General features: G+C 67.3%; 14 protein-coding genes. 11 read left to right on the top strand and 3 right to left on the bottom strand.

Annotated elements, in window-relative coordinates; genetic code table 11:
• Positions 1-112 precede the first annotated feature (112 nt).
• From ACFTSF_RS23085 to ACFTSF_RS23060, 6 genes are all read left to right on the top strand, one after another.
• Positions 113-2,275 carry a discoidin domain-containing protein gene (locus ACFTSF_RS23085; protein ID WP_380155736.1) on the top strand — a complete coding sequence of 721 codons (2,163 nt, stop codon included), beginning with the start codon at positions 113-115 and terminating at the stop codon, positions 2,273-2,275.
• 97 nt (positions 2,276-2,372) lie between these two features.
• Positions 2,373-3,401: a LacI family DNA-binding transcriptional regulator gene (locus ACFTSF_RS23080; protein WP_344146692.1), complete on the top strand. Its 1,029-nt coding sequence runs from the start codon at positions 2,373-2,375 to the stop codon at positions 3,399-3,401.
• Between the two features lie 201 nt (positions 3,402-3,602).
• Complete coding sequence (locus ACFTSF_RS23075) at positions 3,603-5,834, top strand: discoidin domain-containing protein (protein ID WP_380155735.1); 2,232 nt, start codon at positions 3,603-3,605, stop codon at positions 5,832-5,834.
• A 54-nt stretch (positions 5,835-5,888) separates the two neighbouring features.
• Positions 5,889-6,479 carry a hypothetical protein gene (locus ACFTSF_RS23070; protein WP_344146686.1) on the top strand — a complete coding sequence of 197 codons (591 nt, stop codon included), beginning with the start codon at positions 5,889-5,891 and terminating at the stop codon, positions 6,477-6,479.
• A gap of 96 nt (positions 6,480-6,575) precedes the next feature.
• Positions 6,576-7,325 carry a beta-phosphoglucomutase family hydrolase gene (locus ACFTSF_RS23065; protein ID WP_380155734.1) on the top strand — a complete coding sequence of 250 codons (750 nt, stop codon included), beginning with the start codon at positions 6,576-6,578 and terminating at the stop codon, positions 7,323-7,325.
• Complete coding sequence (locus tag ACFTSF_RS23060) at positions 7,322-9,688, top strand: glycoside hydrolase family 65 protein (RefSeq protein ID WP_344146682.1); 2,367 nt, start codon at positions 7,322-7,324, stop codon at positions 9,686-9,688. The genes ACFTSF_RS23065 and ACFTSF_RS23060 overlap by 4 nt, the downstream gene beginning before the upstream one ends.
• A 23-nt stretch (positions 9,689-9,711) precedes the next feature.
• Here the strand turns inward: ACFTSF_RS23060 and ACFTSF_RS23055 are convergent, their stop codons facing one another.
• Together ACFTSF_RS23055 and ACFTSF_RS23050 are read right to left on the bottom strand one after the other, a co-directional pair.
• Positions 9,712-9,960 (bottom strand): hypothetical protein, encoded by a 249-nt coding sequence (locus ACFTSF_RS23055; RefSeq protein WP_344146680.1) that lies wholly within the window; start codon positions 9,958-9,960, stop codon positions 9,712-9,714.
• 105 nt (positions 9,961-10,065) lie between these two features.
• A complete protein-coding gene (locus tag ACFTSF_RS23050; protein ID WP_380155733.1) occupies positions 10,066-10,914 on the bottom strand; it encodes a hypothetical protein in 849 nt (282 codons plus the stop codon).
• A gap of 157 nt (positions 10,915-11,071) precedes the next feature.
• On the opposite strand from ACFTSF_RS23050, the gene ACFTSF_RS23045 reads away from it, so the two are divergent.
• The 3 genes from ACFTSF_RS23045 (at position 11,072) to ACFTSF_RS23035 (ending at position 13,309) form a co-directional block, all read left to right on the top strand.
• The gene (locus ACFTSF_RS23045) at positions 11,072-11,473 is read left to right on the top strand and encodes a hypothetical protein (protein ID WP_380155732.1); all 402 of its coding nucleotides are present in this window, start codon (positions 11,072-11,074) and stop codon (positions 11,471-11,473) included.
• Positions 11,474-11,543: 70 nt separating this feature from the next.
• A complete protein-coding gene (locus ACFTSF_RS23040) occupies positions 11,544-11,993 on the top strand; it encodes a hypothetical protein (RefSeq protein ID WP_344146672.1) in 450 nt (149 codons plus the stop codon).
• Positions 11,993-13,309, top strand: coding sequence for a hypothetical protein (locus ACFTSF_RS23035; protein WP_380155731.1), 1,317 nt, complete (start codon positions 11,993-11,995; stop codon positions 13,307-13,309). The genes ACFTSF_RS23040 and ACFTSF_RS23035 overlap by 1 nt, the downstream gene beginning before the upstream one ends.
• Here the strand turns inward: ACFTSF_RS23035 and ACFTSF_RS23030 are convergent.
• The gene (locus tag ACFTSF_RS23030; RefSeq protein WP_380155730.1) at positions 13,260-14,147 is read right to left on the bottom strand and encodes a DMT family transporter; all 888 of its coding nucleotides are present in this window, start codon (positions 14,145-14,147) and stop codon (positions 13,260-13,262) included. The genes ACFTSF_RS23035 and ACFTSF_RS23030 overlap by 50 nt on opposite strands.
• A 39-nt stretch (positions 14,148-14,186) precedes the next feature.
• On the opposite strand from ACFTSF_RS23030, the gene ACFTSF_RS23025 reads away from it, so the two are divergent.
• Positions 14,187-14,681, top strand: coding sequence for a MarR family winged helix-turn-helix transcriptional regulator (locus tag ACFTSF_RS23025; RefSeq protein WP_380155729.1), 495 nt, complete (start codon positions 14,187-14,189; stop codon positions 14,679-14,681).
• 160 nt (positions 14,682-14,841) lie between these two features.
• Positions 14,842-16,062, top strand: coding sequence for a hypothetical protein (locus ACFTSF_RS23020; protein ID WP_344146660.1), 1,221 nt, complete (start codon positions 14,842-14,844; stop codon positions 16,060-16,062).
• Positions 16,063-16,070: the final 8 nt, after the last annotated feature.

The raw sequence follows: 16,070 nt of genomic DNA, 5'->3' as shown, positions 1-16,070 counted from the left end.
GGCGTACCCAGGCATTGACAACACCGGAAAGCAGCGGCCACGATCGGTCCGCGAGAGAGCGCTCTCTCACCCTCTCTCCGTCAAGGAGCTCTCCGCAAAAGGAGTCCGCCCGATGAAGCTTTTGCCCGCTCTGCGTGCCCGGCGACGGCCGCGGCCGACCGCAGTCCTGATCGCGGTGGCCCTGGTGGCGCTCGGCAACCTGGTGGTGTCGGCCGTCCCGGCGCAGGCCGCGACCCTGTTGTCCCAAGGCAAGCCGGCCACCGCCTCGACCTCCGAAGGCGCCGGTACGCCGGCCTCGGCCGCGGTCGACGGTGACGCGAACACCCGATGGTCGAGCGTGTGGGCCGACAACCAGTGGCTGCAGGTCGACCTCGGCGCGACCGCCACCGTCGAACAGGTCGTTCTCCAGTGGGAGGCGGCGTACGCGACCGGCTACCGCATCGAGGTCTCGGCCAACGGCCAGCAGTGGAACCAGATCTACAGCACCGCGACCGGTCCGGGTGGTACCGAGACCCTGAATGTCAGCGGCAGCGGCCGGTACGTCCGCATCTTCGCCACCACCCGCGCCAACGGGTACGGCGTCTCGCTGTTCGAGTTCAAGGTCTTCGGTACGCCGGGCGACAGCGGCCCGGCGCCAGGAACCGGAACGGTCCGGATCGCCGGCAGTCAGGGCAACTGGCAGTTGCTGGTGAACAACAATCCATGGGTCGTGAAGGGCTTGACCTGGGGACCGCCGCCGACCGAGGCCGCTCAGCGGCTGCCGGAGTTGAAGGCGATCGGCGTCAACACGGTCCGCACCTGGGGGACCGATGCGAGCTCGAAGCCGCTGTTCGACGCGGCTGCCGCGAACGGCATGCGCGTCGTTGCCGGCTACTGGCTCCAGCCTGGTGGTGGGCCTGGCAGCGGTGGTTGCGCGAACTACGTGACGGACACCAACTACAAGACCACGATGCTCGGCGAGATCCGGCGCTGGACGACCGAGTACAAGGACAACCAGGGCGTCCTGATCTGGAACGTCGGCAACGAGTCCGTGCTCGGTCTGCAGAACTGCTACTCCGGCGCGGAGCTCGAGCAGCAGCGGATCGCGTATGCGACCTTCGTGAACGACGCGGCCAAGGCGATCCACGCGATCGACCCGAACCACCCGGTCACGTCGACCGATGCCTGGACCGGCGCCTGGCCGTATTACAAGCAGTACTCGCCGGACCTCGATCTGCTGGCCGTGAACTCCTACGGGCATGTCTGCCAGGTGAAGCAGGACTGGATCAACGGCGGTTACAACAAGCCGTACATCCTCACCGAGGGCGGACCGGCAGGCGAGTGGGAGGTCCCGAACGACGCGAACGGCGTACCGAACCAGCCGACCGATCTGCAGAAGCGCGACGGGTATTTGCAGGCGTGGAACTGCATCACCGGGCATGCCGGGGTGGCGCTGGGTGCGACGCTGTTCCACTACTGGAGCGAGAACGACTTCGGCGCGGTCTGGTTCAACATCACGCCGGGCAACGAGAAAAGCCTGGCGTGGTACGCGATCCGGCAGGCGTTCGGTGGACCCGGTGGCGGGAACACACCTCCGGTGATCACCAACATGACCCTGAGCCGGACGACGGATGTCCCGGCCGGCGGCACGGTCTCGGTCAACGTCGCGGTCAGTGATCCCGACAGGGATGCGCTCTCTCACGAGTTCAAGGTCGGTGGGAAGTACATCGACGGGAGCGGGGCTCTGGTCACGACACCGTCGAGTGGCAACGGTCCGTTCACGGTGACTGTGCCTGCGCGGCTCGGGGTTTGGAAGCTGTACGACTACGTCCGGGACGGGCGTGGGCACGTCAGCATCGAGACCCGGTCCTTCCGGGTGGTCGCGCCGCCGGTCGAGGGGACCAACATCGCGCGGGGTCGTCCGGCGACAGCGTCGTCGTACCAGCAGGTCGGGCCGGGAGCGCCGTTCCCGCCGTCGAACGTGACGGATGGGAACAACGCGACTCGCTGGGCCAGCGACTGGTCGGATCCGCAGTGGGTGCAGGTCGACCTCGGGCAGGTGACGTCGTTCGACCGGATCCAGCTGATCTGGGAGGGAGCGTTTGCCCGTTCTTACCGGGTCGAGGTGTCGGATGACGGGAACGCCTGGAGAGCGCTCTACGACACGTCCGCCGGGAACGGGGACGTCGACGACATCACGACCGGCGGGACCGGGCGCTACGTCCGGCTGACCGGGACCCAGCGCGGAACCGGCTGGGGCTATTCGCTCTACGAGTTCGGGATCTACCGACGCTGATCCCACCGACCGGTACGGCGGCTCACCACCTGGGGCCGCCGTACCCCTGTGGATAACTTTGAGGCGGAATGACGTGTCCCAGATACGATCCGGTGCCATGACGCAGGCAGCGACCCGACGTACCCCGACCTTGGAGGATGTGGCCGAGGCGGCGGGTGTTTCGCGCGCCACGGTGTCCCGGGTGGTGAACAAGAAGGGCACGGTCGACGAGGGGCTGCGCCGCCGGGTGCTGGAGGCGATCGACGCCACCGGCTACGTCCCGAACGCGGCCGCCCGCACGCTCGTCAACCGTCGTACCGGCACCATCGCCCTGGTCATGTCCGGCTCCGACGGCTCCGCCGCGCAGGTCTTCGCCGATCCGTTCTTCGGCCGGATCACCGGCGGTGTCGTGACGTATCTGCGTGAGCGTGCAATGCATCCGACGTTGATGCTGGCCGACTCCGACCAGGCTCGCCAGGACGCGCTCGACTTCGTCCGGCGCGGTAATGCGGACGGCGCGATCCTGGTTTCGACGCATGCTGGTGATCCGCTGCCGCGGCTATTCGTGGACGCGGGGGTGCCGGCGGTGCTGTTCGCGCGGCCGGCTGATCCGGTGCCGATCAGTTTCGTGGACCTGGATCATGAGGCGGGCGCGGCGCTGGCGGCTGCCCATTTGGCCGAGCGCGGTTGTCGCCGGATCGCAACGATCGCCGGTCCTGCCGATCTGCCGGCCGCGATCGGCCGGCTGTCCGGGTTCCAGCGGGCGATGGAGCGGCATGGCGTTCCGTACGTACATGTTGCCCGCGGCAACTTTACGGCCGACAGTGGCGAGCGGGCGATGGCTGAGTTGCTGGCGATGGATCCGGAGCTCGACGGGGTGTTCGCGGCCAACGACTTGATGGCGGTCGGTGCGCTCCGGGTGCTGCGGGATCACGGGCGTTCGGTTCCTGATGATGTGGCGCTGATTGGGTTCGACGACAGTGAACCTGCGCAGCTCACTCGGCCGCGGTTGACGACCGTTTATCAGCCTGTGGAGCAGATGTCGGCCGAGATGGGGGCGATGCTGGTGGCGCTGCTGGCCGACCCGGACACGCCGCCGTCGTCCGTCATCTTCGACCCGCGGCTGATCGTCCGCGAATCCGCCTAACCGGTCCAGCTGACGTCTCCGCCTGACGGCTGCCGCCTGATGAGTTCCGGCCTGGCTGCTTCCGCCTGACCGCTTTCGGCGGGCCCGGAAGTTCCGGAACCAGGCTGAGGGAACGTTCCCTTGACACTGCCGCGGACCGCGGCCACTCTCTGAGAGAGCGCTCTCTCGGACCCTTTCCGCCCTTTCTGATTGGTGTCGCCCATGGATGTCTCGTCGCGCCTGCGTGCGCGCTCTCTCGTGGTTCTCCTCGTGCTCGCCCTGGCGGCGACCGACCTCGGCGCTGGTGACGCCGTGGCCGGCTCCCGGCAGCAGGACCGGCTCGCCGCCTGCGGTACCGCGAACGCCGCGCTGAACCGCCCCGCCACCGCCTCCTCGACCGAGAATGCCGGCGTACCGGCCTCGGCTGCGGTCGACGGCAACCCGGGAACGCGCTGGGGGAGCGCTTTCTCCGATCCGCAGTGGTTGCAGATCGACCTTGGATCCAAGGTCAGTGTCTGCCAGGTCGCGTTGACCTGGGAGACGGCGTACGGGAAGGCGTTCCGGATCGAGTTGTCCGACAACGCCTCCGCGTGGACCGAGGTCTACTCGACAACGACCGGGACCGGAGGTGCGCAGACGCTCGACATCGCCGGGAGCGGGCGCTACCTGCGGATCACCGGCACCCAGCGCGCGACCGGCTGGGGATACTCGCTCTGGGAGGTCGCAGTGCGCACGAGCGACGGCACCGGTCCGGTGATCCCGCCGACCGATCCGCGCAACCCCGATCTCGGTCCGAACGTCTTCGTCTACGGACCGGGCAGTTCGCAGACCGACATGCAGAACAAGCTGAACCAGATCGCCACCGAGATGCACACGAACCAGTTCGGCACCCAGCGGTACGCCGTTCTGTTCAAGCCCGGCAGCTACACCGCCGACGTGAACCTCGGTTTCTACACCCAGGTGGCCGGCCTCGGACTGTCACCCGATGACGTCAACCTCAACGGGCACGTCCGGGTCGAGGCTGACTGGCTGCAGCAAGGCGACAACCCGAACAACAAGGGCAACGCGACGCAGAACTTCTGGCGGTCCGCCGAGAACCTGGCGGTCACGACGCCGGCCGGTCAGATCGAACGCTGGGCGGTGTCGCAGGCGGCGCCGTACCGGCGGATGCATCTCAAGAACGCGCCGGAGGTGCAGCTCTGGAACGGCGGCGACGGTTGGGCGAGCGGCGGGTTGTTCGCGGACACCAAGATCGACGGCCGGGTGGTGTCGGGATCGCAGCAGCAGTGGTTCTCGCGAAACTCGGAGTTCGGCAGTTGGGCCGGTTCGGTCTGGAACATGGTGTTCCTCGGCACGAGCGGCGCACCGCCGCAGCACTTCCCGAACCCGTCGCACACGACGATCGGCCAGACCCCCAAGGTCCGCGAAAAGCCTTTCCTGTACTTCGATGCTGCCGGCAACTACAACGTGTTCGTTCCGGCGCTGCGGACCAACTCGGCCGGTACCAGCTGGTCCCAGGGACCGGCAGCCGGTACGTCGATCAGCCTGGCCGACTTCTATGTCGCCAAGCCGGGCGCGTCGGTCGACACGATCAACGCAGCACTCGCTCAGGGCAAGCACCTACTGATCACCCCGGGCGTCTACCACCTCAACGACACGATCCGGGTCACCCGGCCGAACACCGTCGTACTCGGGCTCGGCCTGGCCACGCTGATCCCCGACACCGGGCAGGCAGCGATCAGCGTCGCCGACGTGGACGGCGTCAAACTGGCCGGAGTGCTTGTCGACGCCGGCCCGGTCAACTCGCCGTCGCTGATCGAGATCGGCCCGGCCGGATCGACTGCGAGCCACGCGGCCAACCCGACCTCGCTGCACGATGTGTTCGCCCGCGTCGGCGGTGCGCACATCGGCAAGGCCAGCGTCAGCCTGCGCGTGAACAGCAACGACGTGATCGGCGACCACCTCTGGCTCTGGCGCGGCGACCACGGCGACGGTGTCGGCTGGAACGTCAACACCGCCGCCAACGGACTCGTGGTGAACGGCAACAACGTCACGATGTACGGACTGTTCGTCGAGCACTACCAGGAGTACGAGACGCTGTGGAACGGCAACGGCGGCCGCACGTACTTCTACCAGAACGAGTTCCCGTACGACGTCCCCGACCAGGCCTCGTGGTCGAGTGGCGGCGGTACCCAGGGCTGGGCGGCGTACAAGGTCGCGAACGCGGTGACGACACATGAGGCGTGGGGCGTCGGCAGCTACTGCTTCTTCAGCCCCAACAACTCCATCGTCGCGTCCCGCTCGTTCGAGGTCCCGGACACACCGGGAGTGCGCTTCCATGACCTGGTCTCGGTCTCACTCGGCGGAGTCGGCACCATCTCGAACGTCATCAACAACACCGGCGGTACCGCCAACACCGCCAACCAGCAGAGCTACCTGGTGAACTACCCCTGACCTGATGCTGCCAAGTACGGCGCCACTGCGCGCCGTACTTGTTAGCTTGACCGCATGGGTTTCGATCTGCACGTCGGGCCGCTGGACGGGATCGACGAGCCGGGCGCCGAACAGGACAGCAGTTGGTACGAGTACAGCCTGGAGATGTTCGCAGTGGCGAACGAGTACCTGGCGTCGCAGGGGCTGCCCTCGCACACTGAGCCACGCAGCATCGGAGGCTCTGTGCACATGGGCTACCGGCAGCCGCTAATGGAACTGCTCGAGCTCGACGCGATGCTCCCGGACGAGCTCCGCCCCACGTTCGACCACCTGCTGGTGGCGGGCGTGGACAGCCTGTTCGTCCCGGTCGACCTGCCGGAGCCAGTCCGGCTCAAGGCTGATGGCCAAGGCTTCCAGCTCGGTTCCGTGCCCCGGCTCCTGTTCCAGTCCGCCTGGCTGCAACGGCTGGTCGGTCAGGACAGCTGGTACAACCTGGACTTCGCGACCGACCTGTACGGCCCCGTGCTCGACGAGCCGCTCGCAGGCTTCCCGCTAGAGCTACCACTCATGGAAGGAGGCGGTACGGCGGGCGCGGCCCTCTCCGAGACGCTGTGCCGCGCAGCGATCGACGCCTACCAGACCAACTCGTCCATCCGCATCTGCTGAGCGCACGTAATCGGCCTGTCATGGCTGGGGTGGCGTGTCTGTGGGAGTCGTCTGACTAGTCTGGAGCGGAAGGCCCGACGACGCGAGAGGGTGCTGATGCTGGGACTGCCGACGGGGATCCGGGTCTGTCTGTTCGATCTGGACGGGGTGCTCACCGATACCGCGGCCGTGCACGCCGCCGCCTGGAAAGAGATGTTCGACCAGTTCCTTCGCGACTATGCGCAGCGCCAGGGTGCGCCGTTCCGGCCGTTCGACGCACGGGCGGAGTACGACGACTATGTCGACGGCAAGCCGCGGATGGACGGTGTCCGGGACTTTCTGACGTCTCGGGGCATCACACTGCCCGAGGGGACGCCGGATGATCCACCGGACGCCGAGACGGTGAACGGGCTCGGGAACCGCAAGAACGAGGCGGTGCAACAGCGCATCCGCACGGACGGGGTGCACGTGTTCGAGGGGTCGCGGCGGTACCTGCAGGCGGCTGAGCAGGCTGGACTGCGGCGGGCGGTGGTCTCGTCGAGTGCGAACACGCGGGAGGTTCTCGACGTGACAGGTCTCGCCCAGTACGTCGAGGAGATCGTGGACGGCGTCACGATCCGCACCGACGGGCTGAAGGGGAAGCCGGCGCCGGACACATTCCTGGCGGCCGCCCGGCGGTTCGGGGTCGACCCGACCGAGGCGGCGGTGTTCGAGGATGCGCTGGCCGGTGTTGCCGCTGGACATGCCGGGGGCTTTGGGCGGGTGGTTGGCGTCGACCGGGTCGGGCAGGCCGCCGAACTCGCCGCACATGGCGCGGATGTCGTCGTACAGGATCTGGCCGAGCTGCTGGACGGAGCAGACCGATGATGGATCGCGGACACCACCCTGTCGAGCCATGGCGCTTGCGCGAGACTCGGCTGGCCCTTGACGACCTTGCGCAGTCGGAGTCGCTGTTCGCGTTGTCGAACGGGCACATCGGTCTGCGCGGCAATCTCGACGAGGGGGAGCCGTATGCGATCCCTGGCACCTACCTGAACTCGTTCTACGAGCAACGACCACTTCCGTACGCCGAAGCCGGCTACGGCTACCCGGAGTCCGGCCAGACGCTCGTGGATGTCACCAACGGAAAGCTGATCCGGCTGCTGGTCGACGACTCGCCGTTCGATGTCCGCTATGGCTTCTTGAGTCGGCACGAGCGGTCGCTGGACTTCCGGACCGGTCTGTTGGAACGGGATGTGGACTGGACATCCCCAGCAGGTAAGCGCATTCGGGTGCGTAGCCGGCGGATGGTGTCGCTGACCCAGCGTGCGGTCGCAGCGATCGAGTACACGGTGGAGGCGGTCGATCAGCCGGCCCGCTTCGTGATCCAGTCCGAGCTGGTCGCCAACGAGGCGCAGCCGACGCTCTCCGACGACCCGCGGGTCGCAGCGGTGCTCGACAACCCGCTCAAGCCGGTGAGCCACGACGGTGGTGAGAACGGCGTCGTACTGATTCACCGAACCACGCAGAGCCGGCAGTTGATGGCTGCGGCGATGGTGCACGAGGTGGAGGCGCCGACCCGGTTCGCGATGGACCAGGACGTTCGGGAGGACTGGGCGCGGACCACGGTGATCTGTCAGCTCCAGCCCGGCGAGAAGCTGCGTGTGGTGAAGTACCTGTCCTACGGCTGGTCGAGTTTGCGGTCGGAGACCGCGATCCGGGATCAGGTGGCGGCCGGACTGTCCAGTGCGCGCTTCTCGGGCTGGGACGGACTGGTGAAGCAGCAGGCCGAGTTCCTGGACGACTTCTGGGACGGTGCCGACGTCGAGGTCAAAGGGCACCCAGAACTGCAGCAGGCGGTGCGATTCGCGCTCTTCCACGTGCTGCAGGCAGGTGCTCGCGCAGAGCGGCGAGCGATCCCGTCCAAGGGCCTGACCGGTGCTGGGTACGACGGCCACACCTTCTGGGACACCGAGGGTTTCGTGTTGCCGGTGCTGACCTACACCATGCCGGATGCGGCAGCCGACGCGCTGCGCTGGCGCCACTCGACGCTAAGCCTGGCGAAGGACCGCGCCGACGTACTGGGTCTGCGTGGTTCGGCGTTCCCGTGGCGGACCATCCGTGGTCAGGAGTGCTCCGGCTACTGGCCAGCTGGTACGGCGGCCTTCCACATCAACGCGGATATCGCGGAAGCGGTGATGCGGTATCACCGTGCCACCGGTGACGATCAGTTCGTCGAAGAGGTCGGGCTGGAGCTCCTGGTCGAGACTGCGCGGCTCTGGGCGTCATTGGGACACCACGACCGCCATGGCCGATGGCATCTGCCCGGAGTGACCGGTCCGGACGAGTACAGCGCGGTTGCCGACGACAACGTCTTCACCAACCTGATGGCCGCGCGGAACCTCCGGGCCGCGGCTGAACTGGCTATGCAGTTCCCCGGTGTCGCTCGCACACTCGGTGTCGACAGTGAGGAAGAGGCAGCTTGGCGCGACGCGGCTGCTGCGGTCTACATCCCGTACGACGAGGAGCTCGGCGTACACCCGCAGTCCGAGGGCTTCACCAGCTATGCCGACTGGGACTTCGAGGGCTACAAGGACAAGTACCCGCTGCTCCTGCACGCGCCGTACTTCCAGCTCTACCGGATGCAGGTGGTCAAGCAGGCCGACCTGATTCTGGCGGCGTACTGGTGTGGTGACGCGTTCACTGCCGAGCAGAAGGCGCGCGACTTCGAGTACTACGAACGCCTGACGGTGCGGGACTCGTCGCTGTCGGCATGCGTCCAGGCTGTGATGGCGGCCGAGGTCGGTCATCTGGATCTGGCCTACGACTACGCCTACGAGGCCGCACTGATCGACATGCGCAACCTGCACAACAACACGGGCGACGGACTGCACATGGCGTCCCTGGCCGGCGCCTGGACCGCACTGGTCGCCGGCTTCGGCGGACTGCGGGACCGGGACGGTGTGCTGGCGTTCGATCCGGCTTTGCCGCAGGGGCTGAGCGGGCTGTGCTTCTCGGTCCGGTGGCGTGGTGTCAGGTTGACGGTGGACATTGACTCGGGGTCGGTCACCTACTCGGTGCGCGACGGCGAGGACGCCAGCATCACCCTCCGGCACGCGGGGGAGGAGCTCACGGTCACAGCCGGTACGCCGGTCACCCGGCAGCTGGCCAAGCGGATCCCGCTCCTCGGTCGGCCGACCCAGCCGGTCGGCCGCGAACCTCGCCCGGCCTATGCGGGCGAGGATCGCTGAAGCTTCAGATCACTTCTGGCAGGTCACTTCTTGGCGGCGAGCCGCTCGGCCGTGCCGACCAGCATCACCGAGGCGATCACGGCGGCGATGAAGCCGAGCACGTTCAGCTCGAAGATGCCACCGGTGCCGAGGATGTTAGCGATCGTGCCGCCGATGACGGAACCCGCCAGGCCGAGCAGCAGCGTGGCGAGCAGGCCGAGCCGCTGCTTGCCCGGGGTGAAGAGCCGCGCCAGCGCCCCGATGATGAGTCCCGCGACGATGAAGCCGATCATGTTCTGTTGCCTCCGAGTCTGAACTGGTCTGAGACCAGTCTGACGGTCAGAGGGTCTCCAGACAGTTGGAGATCACCCTGATCGGCCCCGGAGACCACCCTGGGATCAGGTCGAGGCCTGAGCCTCGAGGAGTGGAGTGTTCTCCTGCAGATGCGGCACTCGCTCCAGCCGGCTCAAGGCCTTCGCCATGGCTCGCTGGGCCGCCGTTTGGCTCGGCAACATCGTCTCGAAGGCCAGTTGGCACGGACTGCCGGTTCTGAGTAGCTCTGCGTAGAACTCGATGTCCTGCAGGTCCACCCGCTCCTTGAGGAGCAGTTTGGTGGCTTTGCCGCAGCGCAACAGCCCGGCGTACAGCGTCTGGGGCGCAGGTGTCTTCACAGCGACCGCTTGGTCGGCCAGGGCTTTCAGGACGAAGTACTCCGCGCTGGCGGTCTTGTCCCGCAGGTAGCGCAGGCCGGCCACCTCGCTCGCGTCGTCGGTCAGACCGCAGACCGCCCATCCTGGCGGCACGATGAGTGCCTGCGAGGACGGGACATTGCCCGGCAGCTTGACCTGTGGCGACAGGATGCCGCTGTTCGAGACCGCGGTCTGTGCAGTCTTGGATGCGTTGTCGGTCGGACTGGCGAACGGTGCAGGCAGCACCCGCGTGTTCCACTTCGCATCCGGTACGACGATCACTGCCAGGTTGCCGGTGTTCTTGAGTAGCAGTGTGGTTCGGGAGGCGTCGGTTGCGGCCTCGAGCCGGACCCCGTCCGCTGCGGTGAGCGCGGGAAGCCGACGGGTCGATTTCGAGCAGTCGGTGGCCGCCTGCTTCGTCGTGGGCTTCTTGCTGCTGGTTGCCGGCTTCGGCGCTGTAGTGGTCGGCACGTCCTCGCCGACGTACTCCGAACCAGCTGCATTCGAGCACCCGGCAGCGCCCAGTGCCAGGATCACGACTGCCACCACTGTGGGCATGACCGCCCGACTGCGTCCCGCCTCCACGATGTCCCCCCTGGATGGTGCCACCGAGCTCACTAGGTCCCCACCTGCCCGGCTCACAGCGTCGTCTTGTGCCCAGTGTCGCACCGTGCCGTAGCTGACGCCAACGTCCGTCCCGCTACCCTGCCCTGTGATGGACGTGACGCGATCGCAACTGCTGCGCTCCCTGGTGATCCTGGGTGCGCTGATCGGCCTGCTCGCGCTCCACGGGCCCGGTGAGCAGCCGCAGCCGTCCGCGGTCACTCAGACGGCCGTCACGGTGCCGCTCGGAGTGCATGATGCAGTGGAGCGGCTCGAGCAGGTAGCCATGGTGGCGCCACTCACTCTGGCCGTGGACACCTCCGATCACCAGCACCTGCTGGTGCCCTGCGCCCTCCTGATCGGCTCTGTGCTGCTCCTCGGGCTCGGGCTGCTGCTGTCCCGGCAGCGGTTCGGTGACGTGCCGCCGCGGTCACCGGGCCGACGCCTGCCGTGGCTGCGAGCTGTGGTTCCAGACGCTCCAGACCTGACGAGACTCTGCATCCTGCGGACGTGACGGTCAGCTGCTTTCGCTGCTGATCTCACTCGTTCACGCATCACTGCGTGCTGTCCGGAAGGAAGCCGTCATGCGGCTGTCACTTCGCGGCGTAGTCGCCGCTGCACTCTTCGCCCTCGTCCTGACCGGTTGCGGTACTGCCGAGTCCCCAACCGCGGGCACCCCCAGCACCCCGCCGACCACCCAGCCCACCGTTGCGCCGACGACCGCGCCGACCAAGACACAGTCCAGTACGCCGACCCCCGTCGTACCGGCTGCTGATGTCAGCGTCGACGTGAAGATCGCCGGCGGGAAGATCTCCACCGCCGATGCCGTGGTGAAGGCCAAGACCGGCCAGAAGGTCCGCATCACTGCCGTCAGCGATGTGCCCGAATCACTCCACGTCCACGGCTATGACAAGACGCTGGACCTCAAGCCGGGCAAGTCGGTGTCGGTGGAGTTCACCGCCGACGACAAGGGCGTCTTCGAGGTCGAGACCCACGAGAGCGGCAAGCTCGTCTTCAAACTGCAGGTGACGTGATGTTGCCGCTGCACGGGATCGGTGGCCGCCAGGACCTGCCGATTCCGTTCGGGCTGGCGGTGACTGGCGCCGGGATCGCGATCGCGTTGTCGTTCGTGATCCTTGCCGTCGCCTGGCGGTCACCGAAGTACCGCGGTGCGGCCAGCGGTACGCCGCTCCCGGCGGGACTGCGCACCGCACTCGATTCGTCGTGGTTCCGCTGGGCGGTCCGGCTGTTCGGGCTCGCCCTCTTCGGGTACGCAGCGATGGCCTTGCTGGCCGGAGTGGACCGGCTGACGAACCCGATCTTCGGATTCGTCTACATCCTGGTCTGGGTCGGCCTGGTGCCGGTATCGCTGCTCCTCGGACCGGTGTGGCGCACTCTCAACCCACTCCGCACACTGCACCTACTGGCCTGCCGAGTGCTCCGCCATGACCCGCGTCGCGGTCTGCTGGAGCTCTCACCGCGCGTGGGGCTCTGGCCGGCCGCCGTCGGCATCTTCGCGTTCGCCTGGCTCGAGTTGGTCGCACCGGACCGCGCAACGCTGCTGGTGGTGCAGGCCTGGCTGGCTCTGTACGTCGTCTATGTCATGTTCGGCGCTGTGTTGTTCGGGGACCGGTGGTTCGCCGCTGCGGACCCGTTCGAGGCCTACGCGACCCTGATGGCCAAGCTGTCGCCCTGGGGACGCCGCGGCGACGGTGTGATCGTCCTACGCCGTCCACTGGAGAACCTGGACAGCCTGACGCCCAGCCCGGGCCTGGTCGGACTAGTGGCCGCACTACTCGGCTCTACCGCGTACGACGGCTTCTCGCGATCGAGCAGGTGGATCGGTTGGGCCCAGAACTCGGGGTACTCGCAGACTCTGCTCGGAACGCTCGCACTGGTCGGCTTCGTGGTGTTCGTCCTCGTCACCTACTCCGCGGCCACTGTGCTCGCAGGACGGATGTCGGACAGCTCACGGACCAGACTGCCGGGTTTGTTCGCGCACTCGGTGGTGCCGATCGTTCTGGGCTACGTGGTCGCGCACTACTTCACTCTGCTCGTCCTGGAAGGTCAGCGGACGATCAACCAGCTCAGCGATCCACTCAGCCGTGGCTGGAACGTCTTCGGCACAGGCCTGAACGGTGTGAACGCAGGCATCACCAATCACACCACTGCGGTCGCCTGCGTCCAGGTCGGTGCTGTTGTGATCGGCCACCTCCTCGGCGTGATCTCGGCCCACGACCGAGCAGTCGCACTGTTCCCGCGTGGCCGCGCGCTGGCCGGGCAGATCCCACTCCTGGTGGTCATGGTCGCGTACACGATGGGAGGCCTACTGCTGCTCTTCTCGGCCTGATCCGAACCTGGCTGAGGCTGATACCGCCGAGGACAAGGGCGAGGCCGAGTACCTGACGCACAGTCAGGGACTCGGCGGAGAAGAGCAGTCCGAGCAGTACGCCGGTCACTGGGTTGAGCAGTCCGATCAGGCCGACGGTGGCTGCGTCGAGATGGCGTAGCCCGGTGAACCAGGCGGTGAAGGCCAGTGCGGTCGCCACCAGGCCGACGTACGCGAAGCCTGCGATGGCGGGGAGGTCGAGGGTGGGCGGTCGGCCTTCGAAGAGCAGTGCGAAGGGGATGAGGACCAGTCCGCCGGCGATCAGCTGCCAGGAGGTGGTGGCCAGTGGCCCGTCGGCACGGCCCCACTTCTTGGCGAGGACGTAGCCGCAGGACGACATTGTCAGTGCGGCAACCGAAGCTGCTACTCCACTCAAGTTGATCGCACCGCCGCCGCCCAGCAGCAGACAGACACCAGCGAAGCCGGCCACCGCACCAATCAGTACGGCGGCTGCGGGGCGCTCGGAGAGCAGGGCCCAGGCGAACAACGCCATAGTCATCGGTGCTGCGGACATGATGGTGGCGGCCACGCTGACCGGTAGCAGTTGTGCGGCCAGATAGATGAGTGCGAAGAACGCACCCATGTTGCACACGCCCAGCAGGAGTGAGCGCCACCACCACACTCCCTGCGGCAGCCGACGCGCCAGGGCGAGCAGGAGCAGTCCGGCGGGCAGTGCGCGGAACACAGCGCCGTACAAGGGGTATCCGGCCGGCAGGTACTCGTGGGTGACGAAGTAGTTCGTGCCCCAGGCCACCGGTGCGATCGCGGTCACGGCGGCCCACCGGTAGGTATTTTCCATGGAAGACATTTTATCTTCCCGGGAAGATATAGTCGAACCGTGGACCATGTGGCGCGGATTCAAGCGGAGTGGCAGCTCGAACGGCCGGACGTCGACACCAGTCCGCAGGGCGTGATCGGCCGGTTGCACCGGATCGGACAGCACCTGACTGGTGAGCTGACGCTGCTCTACTCGCGATTCGGGCTGACCGAAGGCGAGTTCGACGTACTGGCCGCGCTGCGCCGCGCCGGAGCGCCGTACGAGCGGGCGCCGGGGGAGATCGCCGTACACACGATGGTGACGACCGGTGCGGTCACCAAACGCGTCGACCGGCTCGAATCGGCCGGTCTGGTCGTGCGGCGGCGCAGTGACGACGACGGGCGCGGACGGGTGGTCCGGCTGACCCCTGCGGGCCGTCGGCTGATCGACCGCGCTTTTGCTGCTCACATGGACAACGAAAGGCGTCTGGTCGGCGTCCTACTGCCTGATGAGGCAGCTCGGCTGGAGGAGATCTTGGCCACGTGGCTGGCCCGGATCGAGGACACGGCACAATAGGCGTGCCCGCGGTTCCGGAAATCTTGACCGCGGCATGACATTGCGTCACGGCATTCCGGTCCAGTACTGGGCCGGAGACCCGGTAACCTCCAGGGTGACCACCGCTGCGTTCATGTCCGGTCGGTCCATTCAGTCACAGCAGGAAGGTCAGCTTCACACCATGGGTTCCACTGTTAGCCGGGTGCTCGCGATGCTCCCGGCTCCGGCACGCAAGATCCTCGGGCGGAGCAAGCGGGCCGTGACCGAAGGTGGCAAGACACTGGCCGCGAACGTCGACCGCAAGCGCCGCGAGGCCGCACTGCCGCCGACCCCGGAGGTTCCGAAGTCCGAGGTCCGGTTGTTCGTCGGCCCGGCCAACTTCGCCGGTCAGGGCACCACCTGGGCCCGGGCGGCCGAGCGCCACCTCGAGGGCGTCAAGGCCAAGAACATGCAGTACGCCGGTGGTGCGTACCGGTTCCCGGCCGATATCGAGGTCGAGCGCGAGCTGCTGGACGACCGGGTGTGGCAGGACCGCCAGGTCGAGTATCTGACCAAGGGCAACTACACCCACGTGCTGATCGAGGCCGGTCGCCCGGTCTTCGGCACCCGCTTCGCGCGGAACGCCGTCGGTGACGTGAAGACGCTCAAGGAGGCCGGTGTGAACGTCGGCCTGGTCGCCCACGGTTCCGACGTCCGCCTGCCGAGCCGGCACGCCGAGACGCACCAGTGGTCGCCGTTCCACGAGCGGGACGACTTCTTCGTCCGGCTGGAGGCACAGGCCAAGCGCGAGGGCACGCTGTTCAACACCTTCGACGGGCCGACCTTCGTGTCCACCCCGGACCTGCTGGTCGACGTACCGGGCGCCAAGTGGCTGCCGGTCGTCATCGAGCCGGACCGCTGGGCCAACGACGAGCCGGTGCTGGAGCGGGAGCGTCCGATCGTCCTGCACGCACCGACCAACCCGCGCTTCAAGGGCACCGAGTACGTCGAGGCGGCCATGCAGCCGCTGCACGACGCGGGCCTGATCGAGTACCGCCGGCTGACCGACATCCCGAGCGAGGAGATGCCGGCCGCGATGGCCGGTGCCGACATCGTGCTGGAGCAGTTCGTGCTCGGCCCGTACAGCGTGACCGCGTGTGAGGCGATGGCCGCCGGCCGGGTGGTCGTGGTGAACGTCGACGAGGACGTGCGCAAGCACGTCAGCTCGGTGACCGGCCGCGACCTGCCGATCGTGCACGCCGACCCGACCACCATCGGCGAGGTCGTCGAGCAGATCGTGGCCGACCGTGAGGCGGCCCGCGCGGTCGCCGCGCGCGGCCCGGAGTACGTGCGTGCAGTGCACGACGGAACCATGTCCAGCGCAGTTCTCGGGACCTGGCTGACGCCGGGCGCGAGCAAGTAGAGAAAGCC

Source organism: Kribbella sp. NPDC056951, from assembly GCF_042674205.1.
In the GTDB taxonomy this organism is placed as follows: Bacteria; Actinomycetota; Actinomycetes; order Propionibacteriales; family Kribbellaceae; genus Kribbella; species Kribbella yunnanensis.
Note: the sequence above shows the minus strand (reverse complement) of the source record. Positions and strands in the feature narration are given on the sequence as shown.

Coding starts and splice junctions, on each gene's coding strand:
- ACFTSF_RS23055 (WP_344146680.1), bottom strand. CDS start 9,960: ATGATCGGCTTCATCGTCGCGGGACTCATCATCGGGGCGCTGGCGCGG.
- ACFTSF_RS23050 (WP_380155733.1), bottom strand. CDS start 10,914: ATGCCCACAGTGGTGGCAGTCGTGATCCTGGCACTGGGCGCTGCCGGG.
- ACFTSF_RS23045 (WP_380155732.1), top strand. CDS start 11,072: ATGGACGTGACGCGATCGCAACTGCTGCGCTCCCTGGTGATCCTGGGT.
- ACFTSF_RS23080 (WP_344146692.1), top strand. CDS start 2,373: ATGACGCAGGCAGCGACCCGACGTACCCCGACCTTGGAGGATGTGGCC.
- ACFTSF_RS23020 (WP_344146660.1), top strand. CDS start 14,842: ATGGGTTCCACTGTTAGCCGGGTGCTCGCGATGCTCCCGGCTCCGGCA.
- ACFTSF_RS23060 (WP_344146682.1), top strand. CDS start 7,322: ATGATGGATCGCGGACACCACCCTGTCGAGCCATGGCGCTTGCGCGAG.
- ACFTSF_RS23030 (WP_380155730.1), bottom strand. CDS start 14,147: ATGGAAAATACCTACCGGTGGGCCGCCGTGACCGCGATCGCACCGGTG.
- ACFTSF_RS23070 (WP_344146686.1), top strand. CDS start 5,889: ATGGGTTTCGATCTGCACGTCGGGCCGCTGGACGGGATCGACGAGCCG.
- ACFTSF_RS23085 (WP_380155736.1), top strand. CDS start 113: ATGAAGCTTTTGCCCGCTCTGCGTGCCCGGCGACGGCCGCGGCCGACC.
- ACFTSF_RS23040 (WP_344146672.1), top strand. CDS start 11,544: ATGCGGCTGTCACTTCGCGGCGTAGTCGCCGCTGCACTCTTCGCCCTC.
- ACFTSF_RS23075 (WP_380155735.1), top strand. CDS start 3,603: ATGGATGTCTCGTCGCGCCTGCGTGCGCGCTCTCTCGTGGTTCTCCTC.
- ACFTSF_RS23035 (WP_380155731.1), top strand. CDS start 11,993: ATGTTGCCGCTGCACGGGATCGGTGGCCGCCAGGACCTGCCGATTCCG.
- ACFTSF_RS23065 (WP_380155734.1), top strand. CDS start 6,576: ATGCTGGGACTGCCGACGGGGATCCGGGTCTGTCTGTTCGATCTGGAC.